Source organism: Candidatus Skiveiella danica (assembly GCF_022705245.1).
In the GTDB taxonomy this organism is placed as follows: Bacteria; Pseudomonadota; Gammaproteobacteria; order Burkholderiales; family Burkholderiaceae_C; genus Skiveiella; species Skiveiella danica.
This window is the reverse complement of record NZ_JAKJEW010000025.1, coordinates 1-22386: the sequence shown is the minus strand read 5'-3', so window position 1 is coordinate 22386 and position 22386 is coordinate 1. Positions and strand designations below refer to the sequence as shown.

22 protein-coding genes, 1 other RNA gene and 2 pseudogenes are annotated in these 22386 nt (G+C 65.2%); 12 read left to right on the top strand and 13 right to left on the bottom strand.

What is annotated here, in order from left to right:
• The first annotated feature begins 48 nt into the window (after window positions 1-48).
• The 4 genes from ACMUOY_RS14425 to ACMUOY_RS14410 all read left to right on the top strand — a co-directional run bounded on the left by ACMUOY_RS14425 (window position 49) and on the right by ACMUOY_RS14410 (window position 2701).
• Window positions 49-291 (top strand): hypothetical protein, encoded by a 243-nt coding sequence (locus ACMUOY_RS14425; RefSeq protein WP_413893426.1) that lies wholly within the window; start codon window positions 49-51, stop codon window positions 289-291.
• Window positions 292-296: 5 nt separating this feature from the next.
• An RNA gene (ffs, locus tag ACMUOY_RS14420) (signal recognition particle sRNA small type) lies at window positions 297-393 on the top strand.
• A gap of 330 nt (window positions 394-723) precedes the next feature.
• Window positions 724-2166 (top strand): coniferyl aldehyde dehydrogenase, encoded by a 1443-nt coding sequence (locus ACMUOY_RS14415; protein WP_413893425.1) that lies wholly within the window; start codon window positions 724-726, stop codon window positions 2164-2166.
• Window positions 2167-2320: 154 nt separating this feature from the next.
• Window positions 2321-2701, top strand: a complete 381-nt coding sequence (locus tag ACMUOY_RS14410) for a hypothetical protein (protein ID WP_413893424.1) — start codon at window positions 2321-2323, stop codon at window positions 2699-2701.
• Between the two features lie 73 nt (window positions 2702-2774).
• Here ACMUOY_RS14410 and ACMUOY_RS14405 read toward each other — a convergent pair whose 3' ends face one another.
• Window positions 2775-3470: a crotonase/enoyl-CoA hydratase family protein gene (locus ACMUOY_RS14405; protein WP_413893423.1), complete on the bottom strand. Its 696-nt coding sequence runs from the start codon at window positions 3468-3470 to the stop codon at window positions 2775-2777.
• On the opposite strand from ACMUOY_RS14405, the pseudogene ACMUOY_RS14400 reads away from it, so the two are divergent.
• The 4 genes and pseudogenes from ACMUOY_RS14400 (at window position 3469) to ACMUOY_RS14385 (ending at window position 6920) form a co-directional block, all read left to right on the top strand.
• Window positions 3469-4803 (top strand): annotated as a pseudogene (locus tag ACMUOY_RS14400) (CaiB/BaiF CoA transferase family protein). The gene ACMUOY_RS14405 and the pseudogene ACMUOY_RS14400 overlap by 2 nt on opposite strands.
• A gap of 105 nt (window positions 4804-4908) precedes the next feature.
• Window positions 4909-5535 carry a GTP cyclohydrolase I FolE gene (gene folE, locus ACMUOY_RS14395; RefSeq protein ID WP_413893422.1) on the top strand — a complete coding sequence of 209 codons (627 nt, stop codon included), beginning with the start codon at window positions 4909-4911 and terminating at the stop codon, window positions 5533-5535.
• 67 nt (window positions 5536-5602) lie between these two features.
• Window positions 5603-6394, top strand: coding sequence for a glutathione S-transferase family protein (locus ACMUOY_RS14390; RefSeq protein WP_413893421.1), 792 nt, complete (start codon window positions 5603-5605; stop codon window positions 6392-6394).
• A 31-nt stretch (window positions 6395-6425) separates the two neighbouring features.
• Window positions 6426-6920, top strand: a complete 495-nt coding sequence (locus tag ACMUOY_RS14385) for a VOC family protein (protein ID WP_413893420.1) — start codon at window positions 6426-6428, stop codon at window positions 6918-6920.
• 48 nt (window positions 6921-6968) lie between these two features.
• Here the strand turns inward: ACMUOY_RS14385 and ACMUOY_RS14380 are convergent, their stop codons facing one another.
• From ACMUOY_RS14380 to ACMUOY_RS14370, 3 genes and pseudogenes are all read right to left on the bottom strand, one after another.
• Complete coding sequence (locus ACMUOY_RS14380) at window positions 6969-7793, bottom strand: crotonase/enoyl-CoA hydratase family protein (RefSeq protein WP_413893419.1); 825 nt, start codon at window positions 7791-7793, stop codon at window positions 6969-6971.
• 72 nt (window positions 7794-7865) lie between these two features.
• Window positions 7866-8246, bottom strand: a complete 381-nt coding sequence (locus ACMUOY_RS14375) for a nuclear transport factor 2 family protein (RefSeq protein WP_413893468.1) — start codon at window positions 8244-8246, stop codon at window positions 7866-7868.
• A 96-nt stretch (window positions 8247-8342) separates the two neighbouring features.
• A pseudogene (locus ACMUOY_RS14370) lies at window positions 8343-10373 on the bottom strand (FAD-dependent oxidoreductase); the annotation flags it as partial.
• A 131-nt stretch (window positions 10374-10504) separates the two neighbouring features.
• On the opposite strand from ACMUOY_RS14370, the gene ACMUOY_RS14365 reads away from it, so the two are divergent.
• A complete protein-coding gene (locus ACMUOY_RS14365; RefSeq protein ID WP_413893418.1) occupies window positions 10505-11071 on the top strand; it encodes a PadR family transcriptional regulator in 567 nt (188 codons plus the stop codon).
• On the opposite strand, the gene ACMUOY_RS14360 is transcribed toward ACMUOY_RS14365, so the two are convergent.
• The 4 genes from ACMUOY_RS14360 to ACMUOY_RS14345 all read right to left on the bottom strand — a co-directional run bounded on the left by ACMUOY_RS14360 (window position 11044) and on the right by ACMUOY_RS14345 (window position 14562).
• Window positions 11044-12231: a glutathione S-transferase family protein gene (locus ACMUOY_RS14360; RefSeq protein WP_413893417.1), complete on the bottom strand. Its 1188-nt coding sequence runs from the start codon at window positions 12229-12231 to the stop codon at window positions 11044-11046. The two genes, ACMUOY_RS14365 and ACMUOY_RS14360, sit on opposite strands and share 28 nt — an antisense overlap.
• Window positions 12228-12437 (bottom strand): rubredoxin, encoded by a 210-nt coding sequence (locus ACMUOY_RS14355; protein WP_413893416.1) that lies wholly within the window; start codon window positions 12435-12437, stop codon window positions 12228-12230. The genes ACMUOY_RS14360 and ACMUOY_RS14355 overlap by 4 nt, the downstream gene beginning before the upstream one ends.
• Window positions 12434-13615 (bottom strand): alkane 1-monooxygenase, encoded by a 1182-nt coding sequence (locus tag ACMUOY_RS14350; protein ID WP_413893415.1) that lies wholly within the window; start codon window positions 13613-13615, stop codon window positions 12434-12436. The genes ACMUOY_RS14355 and ACMUOY_RS14350 overlap by 4 nt, the downstream gene beginning before the upstream one ends.
• Window positions 13616-13743: 128 nt before the next feature.
• The gene (locus tag ACMUOY_RS14345; protein WP_413893414.1) at window positions 13744-14562 is read right to left on the bottom strand and encodes an enoyl-CoA hydratase/isomerase family protein; all 819 of its coding nucleotides are present in this window, start codon (window positions 14560-14562) and stop codon (window positions 13744-13746) included.
• A 95-nt stretch (window positions 14563-14657) separates the two neighbouring features.
• On the opposite strand from ACMUOY_RS14345, the gene ACMUOY_RS14340 reads away from it, so the two are divergent.
• On the top strand, window positions 14658-15731 hold the full coding sequence (locus tag ACMUOY_RS14340; protein ID WP_413893413.1) for a helix-turn-helix domain-containing protein: 1074 nt from the start codon (window positions 14658-14660) through the stop codon (window positions 15729-15731).
• On the opposite strand, the gene ACMUOY_RS14335 is transcribed toward ACMUOY_RS14340, so the two are convergent.
• Window positions 15732-16664, bottom strand: coding sequence for a Bug family tripartite tricarboxylate transporter substrate binding protein (locus ACMUOY_RS14335; protein WP_413893412.1), 933 nt, complete (start codon window positions 16662-16664; stop codon window positions 15732-15734).
• Window positions 16665-16987: 323 nt separating this feature from the next.
• Between ACMUOY_RS14335 and ACMUOY_RS14330 the strand changes: the two genes are divergently transcribed.
• Both ACMUOY_RS14330 and ACMUOY_RS14325 read left to right on the top strand, forming a co-directional pair.
• Complete coding sequence (locus ACMUOY_RS14330; protein WP_413893411.1) at window positions 16988-17500, top strand: tetratricopeptide repeat protein; 513 nt, start codon at window positions 16988-16990, stop codon at window positions 17498-17500.
• Entirely contained in the window at window positions 17419-17751 is a 333-nt protein-coding gene (locus ACMUOY_RS14325) for a heme-binding protein (RefSeq protein WP_413893467.1), read from the top strand. The genes ACMUOY_RS14330 and ACMUOY_RS14325 overlap by 82 nt, the downstream gene beginning before the upstream one ends.
• A gap of 74 nt (window positions 17752-17825) precedes the next feature.
• On the opposite strand, the gene lpdA is transcribed toward ACMUOY_RS14325, so the two are convergent.
• The 4 genes from lpdA to ACMUOY_RS14305 form a co-directional block, all read right to left on the bottom strand.
• A complete protein-coding gene (gene lpdA / locus ACMUOY_RS14320) occupies window positions 17826-19685 on the bottom strand; it encodes a dihydrolipoyl dehydrogenase (RefSeq protein ID WP_413893410.1) in 1860 nt (619 codons plus the stop codon).
• Between the two features lie 36 nt (window positions 19686-19721).
• Complete coding sequence (locus ACMUOY_RS14315) at window positions 19722-20306, bottom strand: MFS transporter (RefSeq protein WP_413893409.1); 585 nt, start codon at window positions 20304-20306, stop codon at window positions 19722-19724.
• Window positions 20303-21970, bottom strand: a complete 1668-nt coding sequence (gene aceF, locus ACMUOY_RS14310) for a dihydrolipoyllysine-residue acetyltransferase (RefSeq protein ID WP_413893408.1) — start codon at window positions 21968-21970, stop codon at window positions 20303-20305. The genes ACMUOY_RS14315 and aceF overlap by 4 nt, the downstream gene beginning before the upstream one ends.
• Before the next feature lie 18 nt (window positions 21971-21988).
• The coding region (locus ACMUOY_RS14305; protein ID WP_413893407.1) for a transketolase-like TK C-terminal-containing protein at window positions 21989-22386 on the bottom strand (398 nt) is incomplete at its 5' end.

Here is a 22386-nt window from a genome sequence, read left to right as displayed (position 1 = left end):
CGGTGTGCCACCCCCGCTGACTCAGCAGGCCCGAACCGCCTTCCACCCATGCTGCAACACATCGACAGCCAGGATTTCGCTCTTGCCGACACGGTACTGGCCGACGCCGACCCTGAGACGGCCGTGCTGGTTCAGGCTTTGGCGGGTTGCTGCCATCCGAAGGCCGGCCGCCTGCTGGCACGCTTGGGTGCACACCCAGACGCCGACGCCCGCGCCGCCCTGCGAGCGGACGTGTTGCAGTTGCTGACCCTCACCTTCGGACGCGCGGAAGCCTTGCGTCGCCTACAATAGCGGTTGACGGGCCTTCCCGCATGGTGAAGCGGCCAACCGGGTCAGGTGGGGAACCAAGCAGCCCTAACTGTGGAGCCAGTGCCGGGGTCAAGGCTCGTCAACCTCTTTCTCGCCAGAACCGGCTTCGACCCCGTCCTTGCGGTCCATATCAGTCAATTCCCAGCGCCGGCTGGTGATCCTTTGCTACAGATTGCGAAGTGATCTCGATCCAGAGGGCAGACTGCCAGCCCTGTGACGCATCACCGCCCGCGGCGGCCCCGTGAAAACCCTCGATTGTCGGATGCCTGACAGTCGCGGCCCCGTCTCGGCCTTAGTCTCATGCGCCTGCCCGGATGGCATCCTGCCATCGGCACGCCAGAGGGGCATGCCCCTTCGTCTTTCCGAACCCGTAGCGACGGTATAGGATTTCCGCTCCGAACAACGAGGTACCCCATGTCCGCCATTCCCCTGTTTGCCGAGACGCCCGTCGAAGTGATCCGCAATGAACTGGAGCAAACCCTCCAGTTGCAGCGTGATGCCTACCTGGCACACCCCTATCCCGATCTGGAGCAACGCAAGGCCGACCTGCGCAAGCTGCAGACCTTCCTGCGCGACCACCGTGAAGCCATCCTGGATGCGATCAGCGCCGACTACGGCAACCGCTCGCGTCACGAGACCCTGTTTGCCGAGTTTTACGGTGTCATCGACGGCGTGGACCATGCGATCAGCCACCTGAGGAAGTGGATGAAGCCGCAACGGCGCAGCGTGGACCTGAAGAACTTCTTCGGCGCCAGCAACCGTGTGATTCCACAGCCCGTGGGCGTGGTCGGGCACATCGTGCCGTGGAATTTCCCGATCTTCCTGTGCTTTGGTGGCCTGACGTCGGCTTTCGCCGCGGGCAACCGCTGCATGGTCAAGATGTCGGAGAACTCGCGCCGCCTGGCACAACTGCTGATCGACAAGGCGCCTGCCTACTTCCCCAAGGACAAGCTGGCCTTCTTTGACGAAACCGGCGGCGTCGGCATCGAGTTCTCCAAGCTCAAGTTCGACCATATCCTGTTCACGGGCTCCGGGCTGACCGGGCGCGCCGTGATGGCGGCGGCATCAACCAACCTCTGCCCAGTGACCCTGGAACTTGGCGGCAAGGCCCCGGCTCTGGTCTGCGACGATTTCCCGTTGCAGAAGGCCACCGAGCGGATCACGTTTTTCAAATACTTCAACGCCGGCCAGATCTGCACCACGGCCGACCATGTCTTTGTGCCACAGCACAAGGTCAGCGAGTTCGTCGAGATTGCGCGCCGCACCGTGTCGGCCCGCTACCCCTCGCTGGACAGCCCGGATTTCACCTCGGTCATCGACGAGCGTGCGTTCAACCGCATCACCCGTGCCCTCGAAGAAGCGCAGGAGCGCGGCGCGACCCTGGTGCAACTCGTGCCCGGCCCGAAATGGGATGCGGCCACGCGCAAGATCGCGCCGCATATCGTCCTGAACGCGCCTGCCGACTGCGAACTGCGCACGCGCGAGATCTTCGGACCGGTGCTGCCGGTCATCCCGTACACCTCGGTCGACGAGGTGGTGAACGCCATCAACGCCGGCCCGCGCCCGCTGGCTTTCTACCCCTTCAGCAATGACAAGCGGCTGATTCACGATCTGATCCATCGCGTCATGTCGGGCGGCGTCACCGTCAACGACATCGTGCTGCACACGGGGCAGCACGACATGCCCTTCGGCGGCATTGGTGACAGCGGCATGGGTCACTACCACGGCTATGAAGGCTTCGTGACCTTCTCCAAGCTGCGGCCGGTGTTCTACCAGGCCCCCTTCAGCGCCATCAAGTTTCTGTGGCCCCCCTACGGAAAATTCGCGACCAAGTACCTCGATTTCCTGACACGGTGAACCTTCGGGGCGCGCGACGGGCCCCGGGCGGTGTCCGGACCGAAGCCGCCCGCACCCGCATTCGACAAGACGGGTCAATCGGGTTGACAATAGGGGGGCGTCTGGCAGGTCCGTCGGCACGCCAGACGATGGAATGCGAAGGAGGATGGAGCTTATGAAGAAACTGCTTGCACTGGCCACCAGCTGCGTTCTTTGCGCCAGCGCGTCAGCGGCCTGCTACACCGTGATGGGCAAGGACGGCAAGACCCTCTACCAGTCCGACACCACCCCGGTCAACCTGTCTTACCCCCTGCACGAAACCGTGCCGGCCCGCTTCGGCGAAGGCGCGACCATGGTGTTTTCGATCGAAACCCTTTCCAGCGACTGCATCCCGGTCGGCGGCCGCAAGGAATCCGAGGTGGCGCGCGGCGACAACGTGATGTCGACGATCTTTGCCAACGTGCGGACCTTCGAGCGGCCATCCGCCAATTCCGCCGTTCCTGCAAAGACCATCCCCCCGACCAGCCTTCCCGGATATTCGCCGACCGGGCGCTGACCCTCGCAGAACCCCGGACAGGCGCAGGTCCTGGTCCGAACAGGGCCAGCCCGCAGCGGCACAAAGGCGGCGCTCAGCCGACCACGCTGGTGCGGCCGTCCGTCACGATGGCGCTGTCCAGCGCCTCCAGCAAAGCTTTTCGGGCCTTGAGCTTGGTATGGCGGTGCGCCCCGGGGTTGAGCTTCTTCATCTGCTGCGCTACGTCCAGCGCGGCGGCCATCAGCTGATCCGGCGCCACCACCCGGTCCAGGAAGCCCGCGGCCAGCGCGGCCTGCGGGGTGAACATCTCGGCATTGATCACACTGCGCTGAAACATCGCGGGGCTCAGGCGGTCACGCGCCAGCAGGATCCCGACGTGGTGCATCGTCATGCCGATCTGCACCTCGTTCAGACCAATGAGGAATTCCCCTTCCACACCCAGCCGGTAGTCCGAGGCCAGCAGGAGGAACGCCCCTTTTGCCACCGCGTGACCGCCGCAGGCCACGATGATCGGCTGGGGGTGGGCCAGCATGCGCCGCGTCAGCGCGGAGCCGGCCGTGACCAAGGCGATCGCTTGCTCCGGCCCCTTCATCATGACCTTGAGGTCATAGCCACCCGACAGGATGCCCGGCTGTCCGGTCAGGACCACGATGGCGCCGGCCTCCTGTGCGCGGTCCAGGGCCTCATTGAGGGCCACGATGACCTCGGGCGACAGCGCATTGACTTTGCCATTGTTCAGAGTCAGCACGGCGATGCCGTCATTCAGCTCGTAGGTCACCAGTTCGCTCATGGGGGAATCCTGTTGTGGGATGGGACTGACGAGTTTACCCACGCCTCCTTTGCCGGGGATCCGTCGAAGAGTCCCCCGTGGACGCGCGCGCGACAGGAGGCCGCAGGGACACTCCCCTAGACTTTGCGCCAACCCTCTTCACCGCCATCTCATGAGTCTCCTGCAAGGCATCCGCGTCCTCGACTTCGGTCGCTTCATCGCCGGCCCCTACTGCGCTGCCCTGCTGGGCGACCACGGCGCCGACGTGATCCGCATCGAGCGCATCGAAGGTGGCGAAGACCGGTTCGTGCCCAACGTGGCCGACACCGGCGAAGGCGGCCTGTACCTGCAGATGAACCGCAACAAACGCTGCCTCACCTTGGATCTGGCCAGCGACGATGGCCGGCGCATCGTGCGCGAACTGATCGCCGGCGCTGACGTGATCGTGGCGAACCTGCCGCCCGCCACGCTGCGCAACCTCGGGCTGGACTGGGACACCGTGTCGGCCCTCAACCCGCGCGCGGTGCTGACGGTGGCCACCGCCTACGGATCCGTTGGTCCTTACAGCCCGCTACCGGGCTTCGACTCGGTGGGCCAGGCCATGAGCGGCGCCATGTACATGTCCGGACTGCCCGACGCACCGGTGCGCGCCACGGTCAACTACGTGGATGTCTCCACCGCACAGGCCTGCGCGATGGGCACTCTGGCCGCACTCTGGGCCCGGGAACGCAGCGGCCGCGGCCAGCTGGTCGAAGGTTCACTGCTGCGCTCCGGCCTGATCCACACCAACTCCATCCTGATCGAGCAGGCGGTGCGCGCACCCGACCGCGTGCCGCAAGGCAATCGTGGCTACCTGGCCGCGCCGGGCGACCTGTTTCGAACCCGCACCGGCTGGCTGGTGGTGCAGTCGGTGGGGCAGGCCATGTTCGAGCGCTGGTGCGACATGGTGGGACGCGTCGACCTCAAGGCCGATCCCCGGCTGGCAAGCGACGCCCTGCGCGGGTAGAACAGTTCCATGGTCAGCACCGTGATGGCGCACTGGTGTGAAAGCCGCACGCGCGACGAAGTCCTCGCGGCGCTGGCAAAGGCCAAGATACCGGCCGGGCCGGTCTACAGCCCGCAGGAAGCGCTGGACGACCCGCATATTCAGGCCAGCGACATGTTGCCGATGCGCCAGTTTGCGGGCATGGCGGCCAGCTATCCGCTGGCGCCGCACCCGGTCGACCTGTCGGACACGCCTGCCGGCTTTCACCGCAGCGCACCCGTGCTGGGCGAACACACTGATGAAATCCTGAGGGAACTGGGTTACGCTGCCGAGGCAATCAGGCAGCTCCACGCGTCTGGCGTGGTGTAGGTTGAAACGAGGCCGGCGCCCGTGGCCTGCACGGGAAGCCGGGGCACCGGGCACCGGACGCGGCTAGACTGGCGCAACAGTGTCGGGGCAAAGGAGCGAACCAACATGAGTCATTGCGACGATCACCACCCGCCAGCCGGCTGCGCCGTCGGCGTCGGCATCGCGCGCAGCAAGGCCTTCGATCCCGTCGCCTTTGAGTCCGCGGTGACCGATCTGCTGGCGGCCTGCGGAATCGCACCCGACATGGCCCACATGGGACGCACGGCCCAACGGGTTCGGGAACTCTGGCAAAAGCGCCTGCTCGGCGGCTATGACCTGGATCCCGCCGCTGCGCTGGGGGATGGCTTTCCGGATGCCCGCACCGACATGGTCGTGATCCGCGGCATCGCGATCCACGGTGTCTGCCCGCACCATCTGGTGCCTTTCCGGGGCGTCGCCCATGTGGCCTACATTCCTGGCGGGCGCCTGCACGGCTTTGGCCGCATCGCGCGCATGGTCGATGCCATCGGCCATCGCTTTACCTACCAGGAATGGATGACCCGCGACATCGCCGACGCACTGGTCACCCATGGCCTTGCCGCCGGCGGCGCCTGCATCATCGAGGCGGAGCAACTCTGCCTCTTGCTGGGCGAGGACCGGCGCGGCGACGAGCGGGTGGTGACGCAGGCCTTCGCGGGCTGTTTTGAGACGTCCGACCAGCTGCGGAACGAGTTCCTGAGAGCCTTGAAATAACCGGATCCCTGCAGGCTCAGCGCTGGCCAGTGGCTGATGCGCGAGCCAGACCCGCAGGCATCTGGAAATGCGAGTCGCCCCTGACAGGGCCGGCGGTCGAGTCTGGCCAGACCTCGGCGTTGACAGGGAAATCGAAATTCGTGCCCAATCTCCTTCCCCATTTTTTCTTCCTGAAGGAATTTCAATGAAGCTCTACATGCACCCTGTCTCCATGACCAGCCGTCCGGTGAGGCTCTTCGTTGCCGAGAACAACATCCCCATGGACGAACAGGTTGTGGATTTGATGACGGGGGAGCACTATGGCGCGGACTTCACCGGGATCAACCCCAGCCGGCAGGTCCCCGTGCTGGAGGATGGAGACTTCCGCCTGACTGAGTCCTCGGCCATCCTGAAATACCTGGCCGACAAGTTCAATCTGCCCGCCTATCCCAAGGACCTGCAGAAGCGCGCCAAAGTCAACGAAATGATGGACTGGCTCAACACCGGCTTCTACCGCGACTACGGATACGGAGTGGCCTACCCTCAGATCTTTCCGCATCACAAGCGCCCGACCCCCGAGGTGCAGGCCGCCACCATTGCCTGGGGCAAAGAACGCGCGGCCAACTGGCTTTCCGTTCTCGACAAGCATTACATCGGTCCGGACAATACCTACCTTTGCGGCAACGACATCACCATCGCTGACTACCTCGGCATCGGCCTCGTCACGCTGGGCGAAATCATCAAATGCGATTTCACGCCTTACCCCAACGTGCAGCGATGGATGGCCAACATGAAGAAGCTTCCCAATTGGGACAAGGTGAATGAAGTCTTCAATGGCTTCGCCAGTTCCGTCAAGGACGTTCCGTTCGAAGCCCTGTAACGCCGGCTCCTTGCATCCACCGGACACTGTCATGTTGAAACGACTGCACCACAACGCCTATCGCTGCCGCGACTCGGAAGAGACACGCAAGTTCTACAGCGACTTCCTCGGCCTGCCGCTGGTCAACGCGTTCCAGATCAGCGAAACCAAGAGCGGCCGAGCAACCCGGACGCTGCATTCCTTCTATCAGATGGAGGACGGCTCTTCACTGGCCTTTTTCGAGGCGCCCGACATGCCGTTCACCTTTAAGCCGCAACATGACTTCGACCTGCATATTGCGCTGGAAGTGACCCAGGAAGACCTGCAGATGATGTTCGCCAAGGGCAAGGCTGGAGGAATCGAGACCCGGGGCATCTCGGACCACGGCTTCATCGACTCGATCTATTTTCGTGACCCGAACGGGTACGTGATCGAACTCACCGCCAAACGCGAGGGGCACGACGAGATCGTGGCCGCGGCCACTGAGACCGCTCGCCAGAAACTCGACGAATGGCAGCGCACCAAGCCGCCCGTGGTTTCGACCTGAAACCGGGGCGGCGCGGTGCATCCGCGAAACTTGCCGCCGGGCCCGGCTTCAATCTTTGAACGTCGGCGTCCTCTTTGCCAGGTTCGCCGTCATCGCCTCGGTCAGATCCTTGCTCATGAGCATGGCCGCGTTCCAGGTGGCGATGTAGTTCAGTCCGTCAGCCACGCTGTGCTCGCGCGCGTACGTGATCATCTCCTTGGTGCCGCGGATCGACAGGGGTGACTTGGCCGCAATGGTGGCCGCGATCTCGCGAACCCCGGCCACCAACGCTTCGCGGCTGTCGAACACCCGGTTCACCAGGCCGATGCTTCGGGCCTCGGCCGCATCGAATGTGCGCCCGGTATAGGCCAGTTCACGCGTGATGCCTTCACCCACCAGTCGGGGCAAGCGCTGCAGGGTGCCCACGTCCGCGGTCATGCCGATGTCGATCTCCTTGATCGTGAAGCTGGCGTCCGCGCTGCAATACCGAATGTCGGCGCAGGTGATGAGGTCGATACCCCCGCCGATGCAGCCGCCATGAATGGCCGCGAGCACCGGCTTGCGGCAGCGCTCCAGGCTGGTCAGGGTGTCCTGCATGTCCAGGATGACCCGGCGCAGCGCCTCGCGGGTGCGGCCGTCGCATTCATTGGCAATCTGCGGCCCGAGCCCCATCATCAGCTGCAGGTCGATGCCCGCCGTGAAATACCGGCCTTCACCCTGCAGCACGGCGACGCGGGCCTCGGGCGTGGCGTCCACCCACTGGAAGGCCTGGCGGATCTCCTGCCACATGGCGGCGTTCATGGCGTTGGCCTTTTCGGGGCGATTCAGGCGCACCGTGGCAATGTGATCTTCCAAGGTGACGATCAGGGTTTCAAAAGAGGGTGTGGTATTCATGATTTCAAGCCTTTCTTGCTCTTTCCCAGCGTGAACGGGTCATAGTACGCTATTAATAATATAGTATCCAGATCAGGCCCGGCCACCTTTCATGGCCGCCAGGTAGGGAGCCAGCCGTTTGGCCATCTCGTCGCCGAGAGCCTGCAGGCCGCTCATCGGACGCACCATGACCTCGAAGTCCACGATCTTGCCATCCTCATCGAAACGGATCAGGTCGATGCCCTTGAGCTCCTTGCCATTGACGGTGGCACTGAACTCCAGCACCACGCTCAGGCCGTCCGCGCTGGCCAGCTGGCGGTGGTAGGTGAAGTCCTGGAAAACATGCATCACCGTGCCCAGGATCAGCTGCACCACCTGGGCACCGGGGTATGGCGTATGGGCCATCGGAGAACGGAACACCGCCTTGGGATGCAGGATGGAAGGCAGCTCACCCAGATTGACCGCGGCCACCATCTCATGCCACTTCGCCAGGCTCTCGGCCACCTGCGGCGTGATGCGCTGCTCAAACGCCGCCCCCGCCGGAACGACTGCTTTGGCGGCACCGGGATCCAGCGTCAACGCCAGTTCGGTCCCCTGTTTGATGGCCCGCTTGGCGTCCAGCTCCGCCGCCTTGTCGGCACCGCCGATCAGGTGAACCGTCACGCCGGCCGCCTGCAGCTCGGCCTGCAGCTCGCGCTGGGGGTCCTGCCCGGCACAGACGACCACGTTGTCCACCGGCAGCACCATCTCTTTATCGCCCACGGTGATGTGCAGACCCGCATCGTCCACCTTTCGGTAGGTGACGCCGGCGATCATTTCGACCCCGCGGTTCTTGAGGGCGGTGCGATGGATCCAGCCCGTGGTCTTGCCCAGGCCGTCGCCGACCTTGCTGACCTTGCGCTGCAACAGGTAGACCTTGCGCGGAACCGAGCCGACGTGCGCCTCGGCCAGCCCGCCGCGGGATGCGCCGGTGGCGTCCACGCCCCACTCGGCAAAGAACTTGGCCGTGTCCAGGCTCGGGCTGGTGCCTTCGGCCAACAGGAACTCGGCCACATCGAAGCCGATGCCCCCGGCCCCGATGAGCGCCACCGTCTTGCCGACCGGCTTCTTGTCACGCAGCACCTCCAGGTAGCCCAACACCTTGGGGTGGCCGATGCCCTCGATGTCCGGCAGGCGCGGATTGACACCGGTGGCCAGCACCACGTGCCGGTAGCCCTCGCCCACGAGGTCCTGGGCGCTGACCTTGCGGCCCAGTTGCAGCTTCACGCCGGTCAGCTCGATCTGCTTGCCGAAATAGCGCAGCGTCTCGAAAAACTCCTCCTTGCCCGGCACCTGCTTGGCCACATTGAACTGCCCGCCGATCTCAATGGCGGCATCGATCAGCGTCACGTCGAACCCGCGCCGGGCGGCCTCCGTCGAGAACGCCAGCCCGGCCGGTCCTGCACCCACCACGGCGATGCGCTCTTTCTGTGCCAGGGGCCTGGACACCAGCAAAGTCTCATGACAGGCGCGCGGGTTCACCAGGCAGGACGTGATCTTGCCGCCGAAGGTGTGGTCCAGGCAGGCCTGGTTGCAGCCGATGCAGGTGTTGATCTCATCGGCTCTGCCCGAAGCGGCCTTGGCCACAAAGTCGGGGTCAGCCAGGAAGGGGCGCGCCATGCTCACCATGTCGGCGTTGCCCTCGGCCAGCACGCCCTCGGCGACCTCGGGCGTATTGATGCGGTTGGTGGCCACCAGCGGGATGCCCACCTTGCCCTTGAGCTGTTTCGTCACCCAGGCAAACGCGGCACGCGGCACCTTGGTGGCGATGGTGGGAATGCGCGCCTCGTGCCAGCCAATCCCGGTGTTCAGGATCGTGACGCCAGCCTGTTCCAGCGCCTGCGCCAGGCGGACCACCTCGTCGGTGGTCGAACCGCCATCGACCAGGTCGAGCATCGAGAGGCGGAAGATGAGGATGAAGTTGGTGCCCACCCGTTCGCGGGTGCGGCGCACGATCTCCAGTGGAAAGCGGATGCGGTTTTCGTAGCTGCCGCCCCATTCGTCATCGCGGTGGTTGGTGTGGGCGGCGATGAATTCGTTGATCAGGTAGCCCTCGGAGCCCATGATCTCCACGCCGTCATAGCCGGCACTTTGGGCCAGCGCGGCGGCATTGGCGTAGTCGTCGATCGTCTGCTCAACCTCGGCACCGGTCAGCGCGTGGGGTCTAAACGGGCTGATCGGCGCCTTCACCGCACTCGGCGCCACCAGCTCGGGGTGGTAGGCATAGCGGCCGAAGTGCAGGATCTGCATACAGATCTTGCCTCCGGCCTCGTGCACGGCCTGCGTGACCACCTTGTGTTTTTCCGCCTCGGCCGGGGTCGTCATCGCCGCGCCGCCGGGCATGGGGCGCGCTCGCTCGTTCGGGGCGATGCCGCCGGTCACGATCAGGCCCACGCCGCCACGGGCACGCTCGGCATAGAACGCGGCCATGCGCGCGAAGCCATCCTTGGCCTCTTCGAGCCCCACGTGCATGGAACCCATGAGCACACGATTCTTCAGGGTGGTGAAACCCAGGTCCAGGGGCGCGAGCAGGTGGGGGTAGGGTGAGGCGACAGCGGACATGGCAACTCCTTGGAATGGCGGAAATTCGGACAACGGCGCAACTATGCAACCAGTTGCACAAAAGTGTAGTGGGCTTTGGTTTTTTATGCAACTGGTTGCATAGTTGGGCCACCCTGCGTAGACTTCCACCCATGTCGCTCGCCCACGCCGTGCTCACCTCGCTGCTTGAAAAAGCCTCGTCCGGCTACGACCTGGCGCGCCGGTTTGACAAGTCCATCGGCTACTTCTGGCACGCCACCCACCAGCAGATCTACCGCGAACTCGCGCGCATGGAGGCGGTTGGCTGGATCGAGTCCAGCGTTCCTGCCGATGCCGGCAATACCCGCAAGAAGGAATACCGCGTGCTCCCCGCAGGCCGTCTGGAACTGAAGCGCTGGACCCAGACAACCGCGCAGCCCATGGATTTGCGCGACGAGTTCACTGTGAAGCTGCGCGCCGAGGCCGTGCTCGGCGAGGTGGACCTCAGCCCCGAACTGCGCCGCCACATCGCCCTGCACGAGGAGCGGCTGGTGCAGTACCGCGCCATCGAGCAGCGCGACTTTGCCGCCGGCAAGCCGCTGAGCCGCGCCCAGCAGATCCAGTCCATGATCCTGAAAAAAGGCATCCTCTACGAGACCGGCGAGGTGGCCTGGGGCCAGGAGCTGCTGGCGGTGCTGCAGGCGCCCGCCGATCAGGACGGCCCGATCACCAACCCGTAGTGGCGCCGCTCAATGTGCCGCACCAGCTTGAGCGCGCAGGCCTCTCGTCCGCCGGCCTGCTCCAGCACCATCACCAGTCGGTCGCGGGCCTCACCGTCGCAGGCCGCCAGCTGCTGCTGAAAGCGGCCGAAATGCCAGAGCGTCTGCGGCGCACTGACGCGCTCCACCGTGCAGCCCCGCCAGCGGTAGGCGATGGGCCCCACGTGCGGGTGCACGCGCTTCTTGCCGTCCAGGGCCACGAACGCGCCGTCGGCCAGATCCGGATGCGCCGTCGCCCAGGCGTTGAAGGCCTGTGCGTTGGCCAGCAGCTCGGGCGTCCAGTCGCGGAAGATCAGCGCCAGCAGCGGCAACAAGGTGGGCGGCACGCGATCGTCGGCGTCGAAAGCAGCCGGGATGTCCGGGAATTCGCCATCCGGGATCACCGCCAGGTTCATGCGCTCGATCCAGCGCGCCACATTGGGTGCGCGCAGGCGCAGGCGCTGCGACGGTGAGGGGTCACGCCCCAGGTGTGCGTACAGCGGCGCCATGAAGCCGAAGTCCGCCAGGCTGGGGTGGCCACCCAACAGGTAGGGCCAGTGCTGGAAATGCTCATCGAGCACGTCCAGCAGGTCGAGGAATTCCGTCTCGATGGCGCCGGCCGTATGCGCGTTGGAGCCCAGCGGCCCCAGCATGCTGCTGAAGTAGCTCACCATGCGGGCACCGGCCTGGTCGCGCGCGGCCTTGTCGGTGCCGAGGTAGGAGGCGCGGCCGAACTCGGCCTGCAGAAAGCTGCGCTGCATTGAGATGTGCGGCTCGGCCCAGCGAAAGTGCATGGCCATGGCCAGCAGGTGCTCGCTGGCGAAGGCATCGAGCAGCCAGGCCAGCGCCCGCAGCACCGGCGTCTCCGGAATCATGGGGCGCTCGGGCAGGCGCCGTTCCATCGCCTCGATGATCTCGGTGGAGTCCTGCAGGATGTCCCCCTCGGGTGTTTCCAGCACCGGCGTCACCCCCAGGCCGACCACCGGCCGGATGCGGGCCTGGAAGTCGGGATGCGAGGCATAGAACTCGCGGTAGGGCACGCCCTTCTTGATCAGGTAGGACCGCACCTTGCCCGTGTACAACGACAGTGCGCCTCCCCACAACGTGCAGACGCCGGCACCGGGCCGCGTGTCCGTCATCATTCGAACAGGTCCACGGGTTTGAAATCTGCCTTGGGCTGTCCGCAGTCGGGGCAGCCCCAGCCATCAGGAATGTCCGCCCAGCGAGTGCCCGGCCCGAAGCCCTCCGGCGGACATCCCTGGGCTTCGTCATAGGTGAAGCCACACAGCTCACAGTGCCAGACCGTGGCCGCGTCCGGGGCACCCGCCAAGGCGATCGTCTCGCTCATGCCGCCACCTCTTGCGCGTTCTGCAGTCCGAAGCGCTGCCGGAGTTTGTCTTCCTTGCCCGGCTGAAAGCTGATGCGAGACGCATCGCCGCCCACCGCGCGCACCAGGCGCCGGTCCATCAGGGCGTACCACAACGGCGGGATGTAGCAGACGATGAACATACCCATGTAGCCATTGGGCAGCTCCGGCAGGTTCTCGAAATGGCGCAGCGACTGGTAGCGCCGGGTGGGGTGCGCATGGTGATCCGAGTGCCGCTGCAGGTGGAACACGACCCAGTTGGAGAACACGTGGTTCCTGTTCCAGGAATGGTGCGGCTGGCAGCGTTCCACCCGACCGTCCGCCCCGGTGCGGCGCAACAAGCCGTAGTGCTCGATGTAGTTGGCCGAGGTGAGCTGAAAGTTGGCCCAGAAGGCGATCAGCACGCAGAACACCAGCGCCTTGGGCCCGAACGCCAGCACCAGCGCAGTCCAGAGCACCAGCGTCATCACGGCCGGCTGAAGGATTTCGTTGTGCAGGGACCAGACCGGCTGGCCCGTGCGCTGCAGGCGATCACGCTCCAGACCCCAGGCCCGTTTGAGCGCGCCCGGCATCTCGCGCCAGACAAAGGTGTAGATGCTCTCGCCCATGCGCGAAGAAGCCGGATCCGCAGGCGTGGCCACATCCCGGTGGTGACCGCGGTTGTGTTCGATGAAGAAATGCCCGTAACCGGTTGGCGCTAGCGCAATCTTGGCCAGCCAGCGCTCCAGCGCATTGTTCTTGTGGCCGAGTTCATGGCCGAGGTTGATGCCGAAGCCGCCACACAGTCCGGCACCGAGGATCAACGCCAGCTGCGTGTGCCAGGGCAGATCATGGGTGCACAGGTAGGCCACCGTGCCGGCGAACACCAGCCAGAGGATGGGTACCACGGCGTAGGTGATGTACCGGTAGTACCGGTCAGCCTCGAGTGCCGGAACGGCCGACTCGGGCGGGTTGCTTCGGTCTTCGCCGAGGATCAGGTCGAGCACCGGGACCAACAGGTAGAGGAACGCAACCGGCAGCCAGGCCCACGCGTTGTGGCCGGTCCATTCGATCAGCAGCGGGCCGCTGCCCACCAAGAAAGGAACAAAGACCGACAGCAGCCAGGCATAGCGCTTGCGGTCCACATAAGGCTCTGCCTGGGGCAGTGTTTGGGTCGTCATGGGTTTCTCCTGTGTGTTTGTGTTGCCAGTTTCGTCGCATCCCGCCCGAAGCGCCATGGCGGAAAGCGGCGATGTTTCGTCATTAAGTGACACCTCGTTCACAGACCGACTGATTGACGCGCAGGGCATCAACCGCCGGCAAATACGGGCTTTCGTTTCGCAAGAAAGGCTGCGAATCCCTCTTGCTGCTCGCGGGTGCCGGCACAGCGAAGCACCGCCCGGCGCTCCTCGGCCAGCGCATCCTGAAGGCTGGCCGCACCGGCACCGACCACGCAGCGCAGGATGCCGGCCACCGCCAGCGGCGGCATCGCAGCCAGTTCCCGCGCCAGCGCGTTCGCGGCCGCCTTGAGTTGCGCCAACGGATGCACGCTGTGGACCAGGCCGATCTTCAGCGCTTCATGCCCATCGATCTTTCGCGCCCGCAGCATCAGGTCCAACGCGTGGTTGCGCCCGACGCACCGGGTCAGGCGCGCCGTTCCGCCCCACGCCGGCACCACCCCAAGTTCCACCTCGGGCAGGCCAATTGACGCGCCGGTGTCAGCGGCCAGGCGAAAGTGGCAGGCCAGCGGAAGTTCCAGCCCGCCGCCCAGGCAGTACCCGAACAGCGTGGCGATCGACGGCTTCTCCATCGATTCGATCATGGCGAGCACGCGCATGCGCTGGTCCAGGAGCTGTTCAAGGGCCTGGGTATCGGCCATCCGCTCGGCGATCTGCTTCAGGTCCATCCCGACCGAGAAGTTCTCGTCGCCCTGCGCGGTGAAAACCAGGACCCGCACCTGCGGATCACTGACCGCCTCACGCACCGCCTGCTCGACCGCGTCCATGTAGTCCAGGCTCATGCGGTTCCAGGGCGCGTCGGTGTTGGTGAGCGTGAGCACGCCCGCCTCCAGGCTGACGTAAAGCGGCGGCGGGCGCGTGACGGGCCCATCAAGGGACGTTGGATTCATCGGAAAAGTCCTCCTGACGGCAGTCTCGCCGCCAAACGTCCCCTGCGCCACGCCTTAAAGCGGCACAATTTCGTCTTGAAGTGACAAAGGCCGCCATGACTTCCTTCGATCTGGGCATCGACGCACCGGTGCTGCAGCCCGCGTACGTGCGGCTGCTGTGCGAGGTGCTGCGCAAGAAAGGCATCGACCTGTCTGCGACGCTGCGCGACGTCGGACTGGGTGACTGGGCAGCCTTGCAAGCTCGGGACGAGCTGTTGTCGGTGCGCCAGATCAACCAGGTGGTCGCCGCCGCTGCGGCGGCTGGATTCGACGACCGGCTGGCGCTGGAGGTGGGCGCACTGCTGCAGGTGTCCGTCCACGGCCCGCTGGGCTATGCGGTCGTGGCCAGTCCGCACCTGCTGGCCGCGCTGGAAGCCGTGCACCGCTACGCCTCCATCCGCAACGCCGCGATGCAGTTCGTCTTTCGCAACGGGCCGTCACACGGCATTCTGGGCGTGCGCGAACGGGTGGATCTCGGTGCCTCGCGCACCTTCCTGCTCCCCTGCGTGGCGATCACCATCGCGCAGGTGGCCGCTGCCGTGCATGCGGGTGAGAGCGGCCTGCAAGCGGTCACCCTGCCCTTTCCCCGCCCGGTGTGGGCCGAGCAGCTGGAAGCCCGCATGCGCTGCCCCTGCCAGTTCGACGCGGCCCACCTGGGCTTTCGCTGGACGGCCGAGGACCTGGCCCGGCCGAACTCGACCGCCGATGCTCAGGCCTACGGCGATGCGCTGCGCACCTGCGAGCAGCAACTTGGCGCCCTGCAGTCGCAGACCCTGACGCAGCAAGTGCGCGCCTACCTGCTGGCCCGGGAAAGCAGCTGGCCCGAGCTGCAGGACGTGGCCCGGCATCATCTGATGTCGCCACGCACGCTGATTCGGCGCCTCAAGGACGAGGGCACCCACTTTCAGGCGCTGAGGGACGAGTTGCGGGCGCAGCGGGCCGAGTTCTACCTGACCCGCACGAGCCTGCCGATCGAAGAGATCGCGCACCGGCTGGGCTACCAGGACACCAGCAATTTCAGCCGCAGCTTCCGGCGCTGGTTCACCATGACGCCGGGCGGCCTGCGTCAGGCTGCCCGCGCGCAGAGCCATCCGAGAGATCCGCTTGGCGTCAATCAGGAAACCCGGTGATCAATCCAGCTTGACCCCCAGATCCACGGCGACCTTGATCCACACGGGGACGTCACGTGCCCACTCGCGCCGGGTTTCGGCCAGGTTCTTGGGCTTGTTGGGGATCGCAAAGGTCTCGCGCAATTTCGCCGCCCGCTCGGTATTGGCGCCTTCCACCACCACGTTGGACAGCAGTTTGAGCACGGCTTCCGGGGTGCCGGCAGGCGCCATCAAAGGCAGTCCGCCCTCCAGCCCCACCAGCGTTCCCGGAATGCCTTGCTCCACCAGTGTCGGGACATCCAGCAGTTTGGGTGAGCGATACGGGCCTGTGACTCCGATCGGTCGCACGCCCCGGCCTGCAACGGTGTTGAACGCCTGATAGCTGCCAATGGCAATTTGCACCTGACCTGAAGCCACGTCCACCCACATCGGAGATTCGCCGCGGTAGTGCACCGAAAGGATCTTCGTGCCTTCGTTGCGGTTGGTCTGGTCGGCCACCATATGGGGGTACGACCCAGGGGCATAGGTTCCCATTGACGTGGTGTTGCTCTTGGCGAACTCGATGAATTCACGCATGTTCCGAGCGGGCACCTTTTCGGACACACCGACCACCAGAGGCCCTGACGGAAAGACGGCAATCGGCGTGAGGTCCTTGTCAAGGTTGTACGGCAGTTTGGTGTAAAGCACCCGGTTCTGCCAGACCGTGCCCGAGGTGGTCATGAGGAGCGTGTAGCCGTCCGGGGGTGACTTGGCGACCGCGTCAATACCGATGATGGCCCCGCCACCAGGCTTGTTCTCCACGAAGGCCGGAACACCCAAACTGGCGGTGAGCTGCTCCGCGTACATGCGGGCATAGGCGTCGGTGAGGCCGCCCGGCGGAAACGTCACCACAATGCGAATCGGTTTGACCGGCCATTTCGAGGTCTGAGCCCCGGCATCTGGCAGCAATGCCATGGCGCCCAGCCCAAGCGAGGCTGATATGAACTTGCGACGCGAAGAGGGCCTTGAATGGGTCATGAAAGGGTTTCCTGAACGGCTGGCAGTGCCGGCCAGTCTAGCCACGGATCCAGTCTGCTGCGCAGGGTACTTACCCGCGTCGACCATGCCTGTTTGCGCCCGTCAAGCACGAACGGTTTGCTCGGTGCGACCGCCTACAACGGGGATATCTGTTGCCGTGGCAAGCTTGGCGGGTCGAGACATCACGCGCAGCCCCGAGGTTCCACGGGCAGAATGAAGTTCCTTGACCCTGCCGGCTTCCCTCAACCCAGGATACTCCCATGCCCAACCGCTTCCACCTGCGCAGACTTGCAGGATTCGTGCTCGCCGCGTGCGCCGTGGGGAGCACCGCTTTTGTCCGGGCCGCGGACACGCCCAGTGAGACACCGTCCGTCAAACCGACCGGCCCCGGTGTCAAGGAACGTCTGAGCATCGCACGCACGGCGATTGACGCGAAGGACTGGAACAAGGCCCTGAGCGAGTTGAATCTGGCTGCCAAGGAAGATCCTCGCAATGCGGATGTGCAAAACCTGCTGGGCTACAGCTATCGCAAGCGCAGCAATCCGGACCTGGCGAAGGCTTTCGAGCACTACAAAGAGGCGCTGAGGTTGAATCCGAATCACAAGGGCGCCCACGAATACATCGGTGAGGCCTACCTGATGGACAAGAAACCGGCTGAAGCGCAGAAACACCTGGTCCAGCTCGAAGCCATCTGCGGCAACAAGACCAGCGAGGAATACGCCGATCTTGCCAAGTCGATCGCAGAGTACAACGCCCGGGCTGCCACGAAGTAGACCTTCGGACCACCGAAACCAGGAAGCGGCCCCTTCGGGTCGTCCCGGCGAGACGCGTGGCGGTGTTCCGCTATTCCGGGTACTGCTCGGATTCCAACTCCAACGATCGCCTGGTCGGGTTGCAGGCTGCATTGAGCGCGGCCAAGCTGATCCCCACCAGGCAGCTCGTGTATGCGCGCTACGACCCGCCCATCACGCCATGGTTCATGCGGCGCAATGAAATCTGGCTGCACCTGAAGGACCCGCCCTGATCCGCAAAGTGCCGATCGGCCAGTCAGTTTCGTGGCGGGCCTTCGTGGTGGCGGATGGGCCTGGGGCGCATCGCTTATTTCCGCGCCGGCGGCACATCCGTGCAGCTGCCATGCGCCACTTCCGCCGCCATGCCGATGCTCTCGCCCAGCGTGGGGTGCGGGTGAATGGTCTTGCCGATGTCAACGGCATCCGCCCCCATCTCGATCGCCAGGGCGATCTCGCCAATCATGTCGCCGGCATGCGTGCCCACCATGCCGCCACCCAGGATCTTGCCGTGGCCATGCGCCTCGGGTGAGTCATCAAACAGCAGCTTGGTGACGCCTTCGTCGCGGCCATTGGCGATGGCGCGGCCAGAGGCCGTCCATGGGAACAGGCCTTTCTTGACCTTGATGCCTTGGGCCTTGGCCTGGTCCTCGGTCAGGCCCACCCAGGCCACTTCGGGGTCGGTGTAGGCCACGCTGGGGATGACGCGGGCGTTGAAGGCGGCGCTGGCCAGTTCGGCATTGCCTTGCAGCTCACCGGCGATCACCTCGGCCGCCACATGCGCCTCGTGTACGGCCTTGTGCGCCAGCATGGGCTGGCCCACGATGTCGCCGATGGCAAAGATGTGCGGCACGTTGGTGCGCATCTGGATGTCGACGTTGATGAAGCCCCGGTCGGTCACGGCCACACCAGCCTTGTCGGCGGCGATCTTCTTGCCGTTGGGCGTGCGGCCCACGGCCTGCAGCACCAGGTCGTAGGTCTGCGGCGCGGGAGCGGTGCCACCCTCCTCGGCTGGTGCAAACGTGACCTCGATGCCTTCGGGCGTGGCCTTGGCGCCCACGGTCTTGGTCTTGAGCATGATGTGGTCGAAGCGCTTGGCGTTCATCTTCTGCCAGATCTTGACGAGGTCGCGGTCGGCACCCTGCATCAGGCCGTCGAGCATTTCCACCACATCCAGGCGCGCGCCCAGCGTGCTGTAGACGGTGCCCATCTCCAGGCCGATGATGCCGCCGCCCAGGATCAGCATGCGTTTGGGCACTTCCTTGAGCGCCAAGGCTCCGGTGGAGTCCACGACGCGCGGGTCGTTGGGCATGAAGGGCAAACGCACAGCTTGCGAGCCGGCCGCAATGATGGCGCGCTTGAATGCGATGACCTTCTTGGTGCCGGTCTTCTCTTGGGCCGTGCCGGAGGTTTCTTCCACTTCGAGGTGGTTGGCACCGACGAAGTTACCGTAGCCGCGGACGGTGGTGACCTTGCGCATCTTGGCCATGGCAGCCAGGCCGCCGGTCAGCTTGCCGATGACCTTTTCTTTGTGGCCGCGCAGCTTGTCGATGTTGACCACGGGCGCACCGAAGTCAACACCCAAGTCGGCCATGTGGCTGACTTCGTCCATGACGGCGGCCACGTGCAGCAAGGCCTTAGAGGGGATGCAACCCACGTTCAGGCACACGCCGCCCAGGGTCGCGTAACGCTCGACCACGATGACTTTGAGGCCCAAGTCTGCTGCGCGGAAGGCCGCGGAGTAGCCGCCGGGGCCGCCGCCGAGCACCAGCACGTCGCACTCCAGGTCCGCTGCGCCACCGAAACTGGCTGCAGCCGGCGCTGGAGACGCTTCAACATTGATAGCGCCTGGTGACGCAACGACGCCGGGGTTTGGCTGTTTTTGTTCCGAAACAGGGGCTGCGGGGGCTGCCGGGGCCGCCGATGCGGCGCCCGAGGCCTCCAGCAGCAGGACGACCGAGCCTTCGGCCACCTTGTCGCCGAGCTTGACCTTCAGCTCCTTGACCACGCCGGCATGGCTGGACGGAATCTCCATCGACGCCTTGTCGCTCTCCACCGTGATCAGGCTCTGCTCGGCCTTGATGGTGTCGCCGGGTTTGACCAGCAGCTCGATGACCGCCACCTCGGAAAAATCGCCGATGTCCGGCACTTTGATTTCAATCAGGCTCATGGTGTGTCTCCAGATGACGTGCAGGACCGTCCCGGGTCATGCTTTCAGTTTGATCGTGTACAGGTCCACCGGTCCGGCGGAGTTTCGGTCGAATTCGCAACCCGCATGCACGCCGGCCAGCGCCACTTCACGGGCCGAGCGGGCCTTGTCCCAGACCGCGTGCATGGCCCCGAGTGCAAAGCCGCGCCCGGAGCCGATGCCCCAGAACTCCTTGAACTCGAACACCTCGCGGTAGCTGTACAGGCCGAAGATGCCGCTCGCGTTGGCAATCACCACGCTGAACTGGCTCGACTCATAGGGGTCGTTGTCGTCTTCCTTGGTTTGAAGGAAGAAGGTCTCCTTCAGCAGCGGATGCAAGCGGACAAAAGTGTCGAACACCTCGTCGCGGCTGCCCAGCAGCAGCTGGTCTTTCGGCAGCGCGTTCATGGCCTTGCGCAACACCGGAAAGTGCGCCACGGTGCCGGCCATGCCGACCCAGCTCGGGCCGGCGGGCGTGTCCACCTTGAACAGCTTGCTGTTGGCCTCGTGGCGGTGCGACAGGCGCGTGTCGCCGAAGGTCACCAGCGTGTCGGCGGCAATCGCCACCTGACCCGCCTTCTTGACGACAACGACCGTCGTCACAACAGAACCCGGCGGAAGTCGCCCAGGATCTGGCCGAGGTAGACATTGAAGCGCGCGGCGGCCGCGCCGTCGATCACGCGGTGGTCCCAGGTCAGGGAGAGTGGCAGCATCAGGCGCGGCTGGAAGGCCTTGCCGTCCCACACTGGCTCGATGGTGGACTTGCAGACGCCCAGGATCGCCACCTCGGGCGCATTGATGATGGGCGTGAAGTAGCGCCCGCCAATGCCGCCCAGGCTGGAGATCGTGAAGCAGGCGCCCGACATCTCGGCCGGCGTCAGCTTGCCGTCGCGCGCCTTCTTGGCCAGCTCGCCCATTTCCTGGCTGATCTGCAGAATGCCCTTCTTGTCGGCGTCCTTGATCACCGGCACCACCAGCCCGTTGGGCGTGTCGGCCGCAAAGCCGATGTGGAAGTACTGCTTGTAGATCAGCGCGTCGCCGTCCAGCGAGCTGTTGAACTCGGGGTACTTCTTCAGCGCCGCCACGCAGGCCTTGATCAGGAAGGCCAGCATCGTCACCTTGACGCCGGACTTCTCGTTCTCCTTGTTGGTCGCCACACGGAAGGCTTCCAGGTCGGTGATGTCCGCGTCGTCATGGTTGGTGACGGCGGGAATCATGATCGCGTTGCGCAGCAGGTTGGCACCGCTGATCTTCTTGATGCGCGACAGCTCCTTGCGCTCGACGGGGCCGAACTTGGTGAAGTCGACCTTGGGCCAGGGGATCAGCCCCAGCTCGGACCCGCCGCCGCCGGCCGGTGCTGCGGGCGCCTTGGCCGCCTGGGCCTGGGTCTGCGTGGCACCCGCCATCACCGACCGGGTGAAGGCCAGCACGTCGGCTTCGGTGATGCGGCCCTTGGGCCCGCTGCCTTTGACCTCGTTCAGCGGCACGCCCAGTTCGCGCGCGAACTTGCGCACCGAGGGCGATGCATGCGGCAGCCCCACCGGCGCGCCGGTGGGGTTGTGGGCGGGCACAGCAGCAGCGGATGGCGCGGCCGGTGCAGCCACTGCGGGGGTCGCTGCGGTGGCGGCCGGCACCGGCGCCGCGGCAGCCGCGGCCGGTGCGACCGCGCCCCCGGTGCCTTCCAGAATGGCCAGCAGATCGCCGATGTTCACCGTGTCACCGAGCTTGACCTTCAGCTCGCGCACCACGCCGGCGGCCGACGACGGAATTTCCATCGACGCCTTGTCCGACTCCACCGTGATCAGGCTCTGCTCCAGCTTGACGGTGTCGCCGGGCTTGACGAACACCTCGATCACCGCAACGTCCTTGAAGTCGCCGATGTCGGGCACCCGCACCTCCACCGGGCCGGTGGCAGCGGCGGGCGCCGGCGCCGCAGCCGCTACCGATTCCGTAGCGGCTGATGACCCGGCGACGCTGGGTTGTGCCTGTTTTGGTTCTGAAACCGGGGCAGCGGGCGCTGCGGCGGCCCCTGCGGCCTCCAGCACCAGCACCACCGAGCCTTCGCTGACCTTGTCGCCCAACTTGACGCGCAGCTCTTTGACCACGCCCGCGGTGCTGGACGGAATCTCCATCGAGGCCTTGTCGGACTCGACCGTGATGAGGCTTTGCTCGGCCGCGACGGTGTCACCAGGCTTGACCAGCAGTTCAATGACGGCGACTTCATCGAAGTCCCCGATGTCCGGGACCTTTATTTCTACCAATGCCATGTGTGTCTCCGGAGGTTGTCAGGCGTACAGCGGGTTGATCTTGTCGGTCTTGATGCCGTACTTCTTGATGGCCTCGGCCACCTTGGCCATCGGGATCGTGCCCTCGTCAGCCAGCGAGCGCAGGGCGGCGACGACGATGAAGTGGCGGTTGACCTCGAAATGCTCGCGCAGCTTGCTGCGGAAGTCGCTGCGGCCAAAGCCGTCAGTGCCCAGCACGCGGTAGCTGCGGCCCTTGGGGATGAAGGGGCGGATCTGCTCGGCGTAGGCCTTCATGTAGTCGGTGGACGCGATGACCGGGCCGGCGTGGGCCGCCAGTTGCTGGCTGACGAAGGGCACACGCTGCTCCTCGGTCGGGTGCAGCAGGTTCCAGCGGTCGGCGTCCTGGCCGTCGCGGGTGAGCTCGTTGAAGCTTGGGC

Coding starts and splice junctions, on each gene's coding strand:
- ACMUOY_RS14425 (WP_413893426.1), top strand. CDS start 49: ATGCTGCAACACATCGACAGCCAGGATTTCGCTCTTGCCGACACGGTA.
- ACMUOY_RS14415 (WP_413893425.1), top strand. CDS start 724: ATGTCCGCCATTCCCCTGTTTGCCGAGACGCCCGTCGAAGTGATCCGC.
- ACMUOY_RS14410 (WP_413893424.1), top strand. CDS start 2,321: ATGAAGAAACTGCTTGCACTGGCCACCAGCTGCGTTCTTTGCGCCAGC.
- ACMUOY_RS14405 (WP_413893423.1), bottom strand. CDS start 3,470: ATGAGCGAACTGGTGACCTACGAGCTGAATGACGGCATCGCCGTGCTG.
- folE (WP_413893422.1), top strand. CDS start 4,909: ATGAGTCATTGCGACGATCACCACCCGCCAGCCGGCTGCGCCGTCGGC.
- ACMUOY_RS14390 (WP_413893421.1), top strand. CDS start 5,603: ATGCGAGTCGCCCCTGACAGGGCCGGCGGTCGAGTCTGGCCAGACCTC.
- ACMUOY_RS14385 (WP_413893420.1), top strand. CDS start 6,426: ATGTTGAAACGACTGCACCACAACGCCTATCGCTGCCGCGACTCGGAA.
- ACMUOY_RS14380 (WP_413893419.1), bottom strand. CDS start 7,793: ATGAATACCACACCCTCTTTTGAAACCCTGATCGTCACCTTGGAAGAT.
- ACMUOY_RS14375 (WP_413893468.1), bottom strand. CDS start 8,246: ATGGTGGCCGCGGTCAATCTGGGTGAGCTGCCTTCCATCCTGCATCCC.
- ACMUOY_RS14365 (WP_413893418.1), top strand. CDS start 10,505: ATGTCGCTCGCCCACGCCGTGCTCACCTCGCTGCTTGAAAAAGCCTCG.
- ACMUOY_RS14360 (WP_413893417.1), bottom strand. CDS start 12,231: ATGATGACGGACACGCGGCCCGGTGCCGGCGTCTGCACGTTGTGGGGA.
- ACMUOY_RS14355 (WP_413893416.1), bottom strand. CDS start 12,437: ATGAGCGAGACGATCGCCTTGGCGGGTGCCCCGGACGCGGCCACGGTC.
- ACMUOY_RS14350 (WP_413893415.1), bottom strand. CDS start 13,615: ATGACGACCCAAACACTGCCCCAGGCAGAGCCTTATGTGGACCGCAAG.
- ACMUOY_RS14345 (WP_413893414.1), bottom strand. CDS start 14,562: ATGAATCCAACGTCCCTTGATGGGCCCGTCACGCGCCCGCCGCCGCTT.
- ACMUOY_RS14340 (WP_413893413.1), top strand. CDS start 14,658: ATGACTTCCTTCGATCTGGGCATCGACGCACCGGTGCTGCAGCCCGCG.
- ACMUOY_RS14335 (WP_413893412.1), bottom strand. CDS start 16,664: ATGGCATTGCTGCCAGATGCCGGGGCTCAGACCTCGAAATGGCCGGTC.
- ACMUOY_RS14330 (WP_413893411.1), top strand. CDS start 16,988: ATGCCCAACCGCTTCCACCTGCGCAGACTTGCAGGATTCGTGCTCGCC.
- lpdA (WP_413893410.1), bottom strand. CDS start 19,685: ATGAGCCTGATTGAAATCAAAGTGCCGGACATCGGCGATTTTTCCGAG.
- aceF (WP_413893408.1), bottom strand. CDS start 21,970: ATGGCATTGGTAGAAATAAAGGTCCCGGACATCGGGGACTTCGATGAA.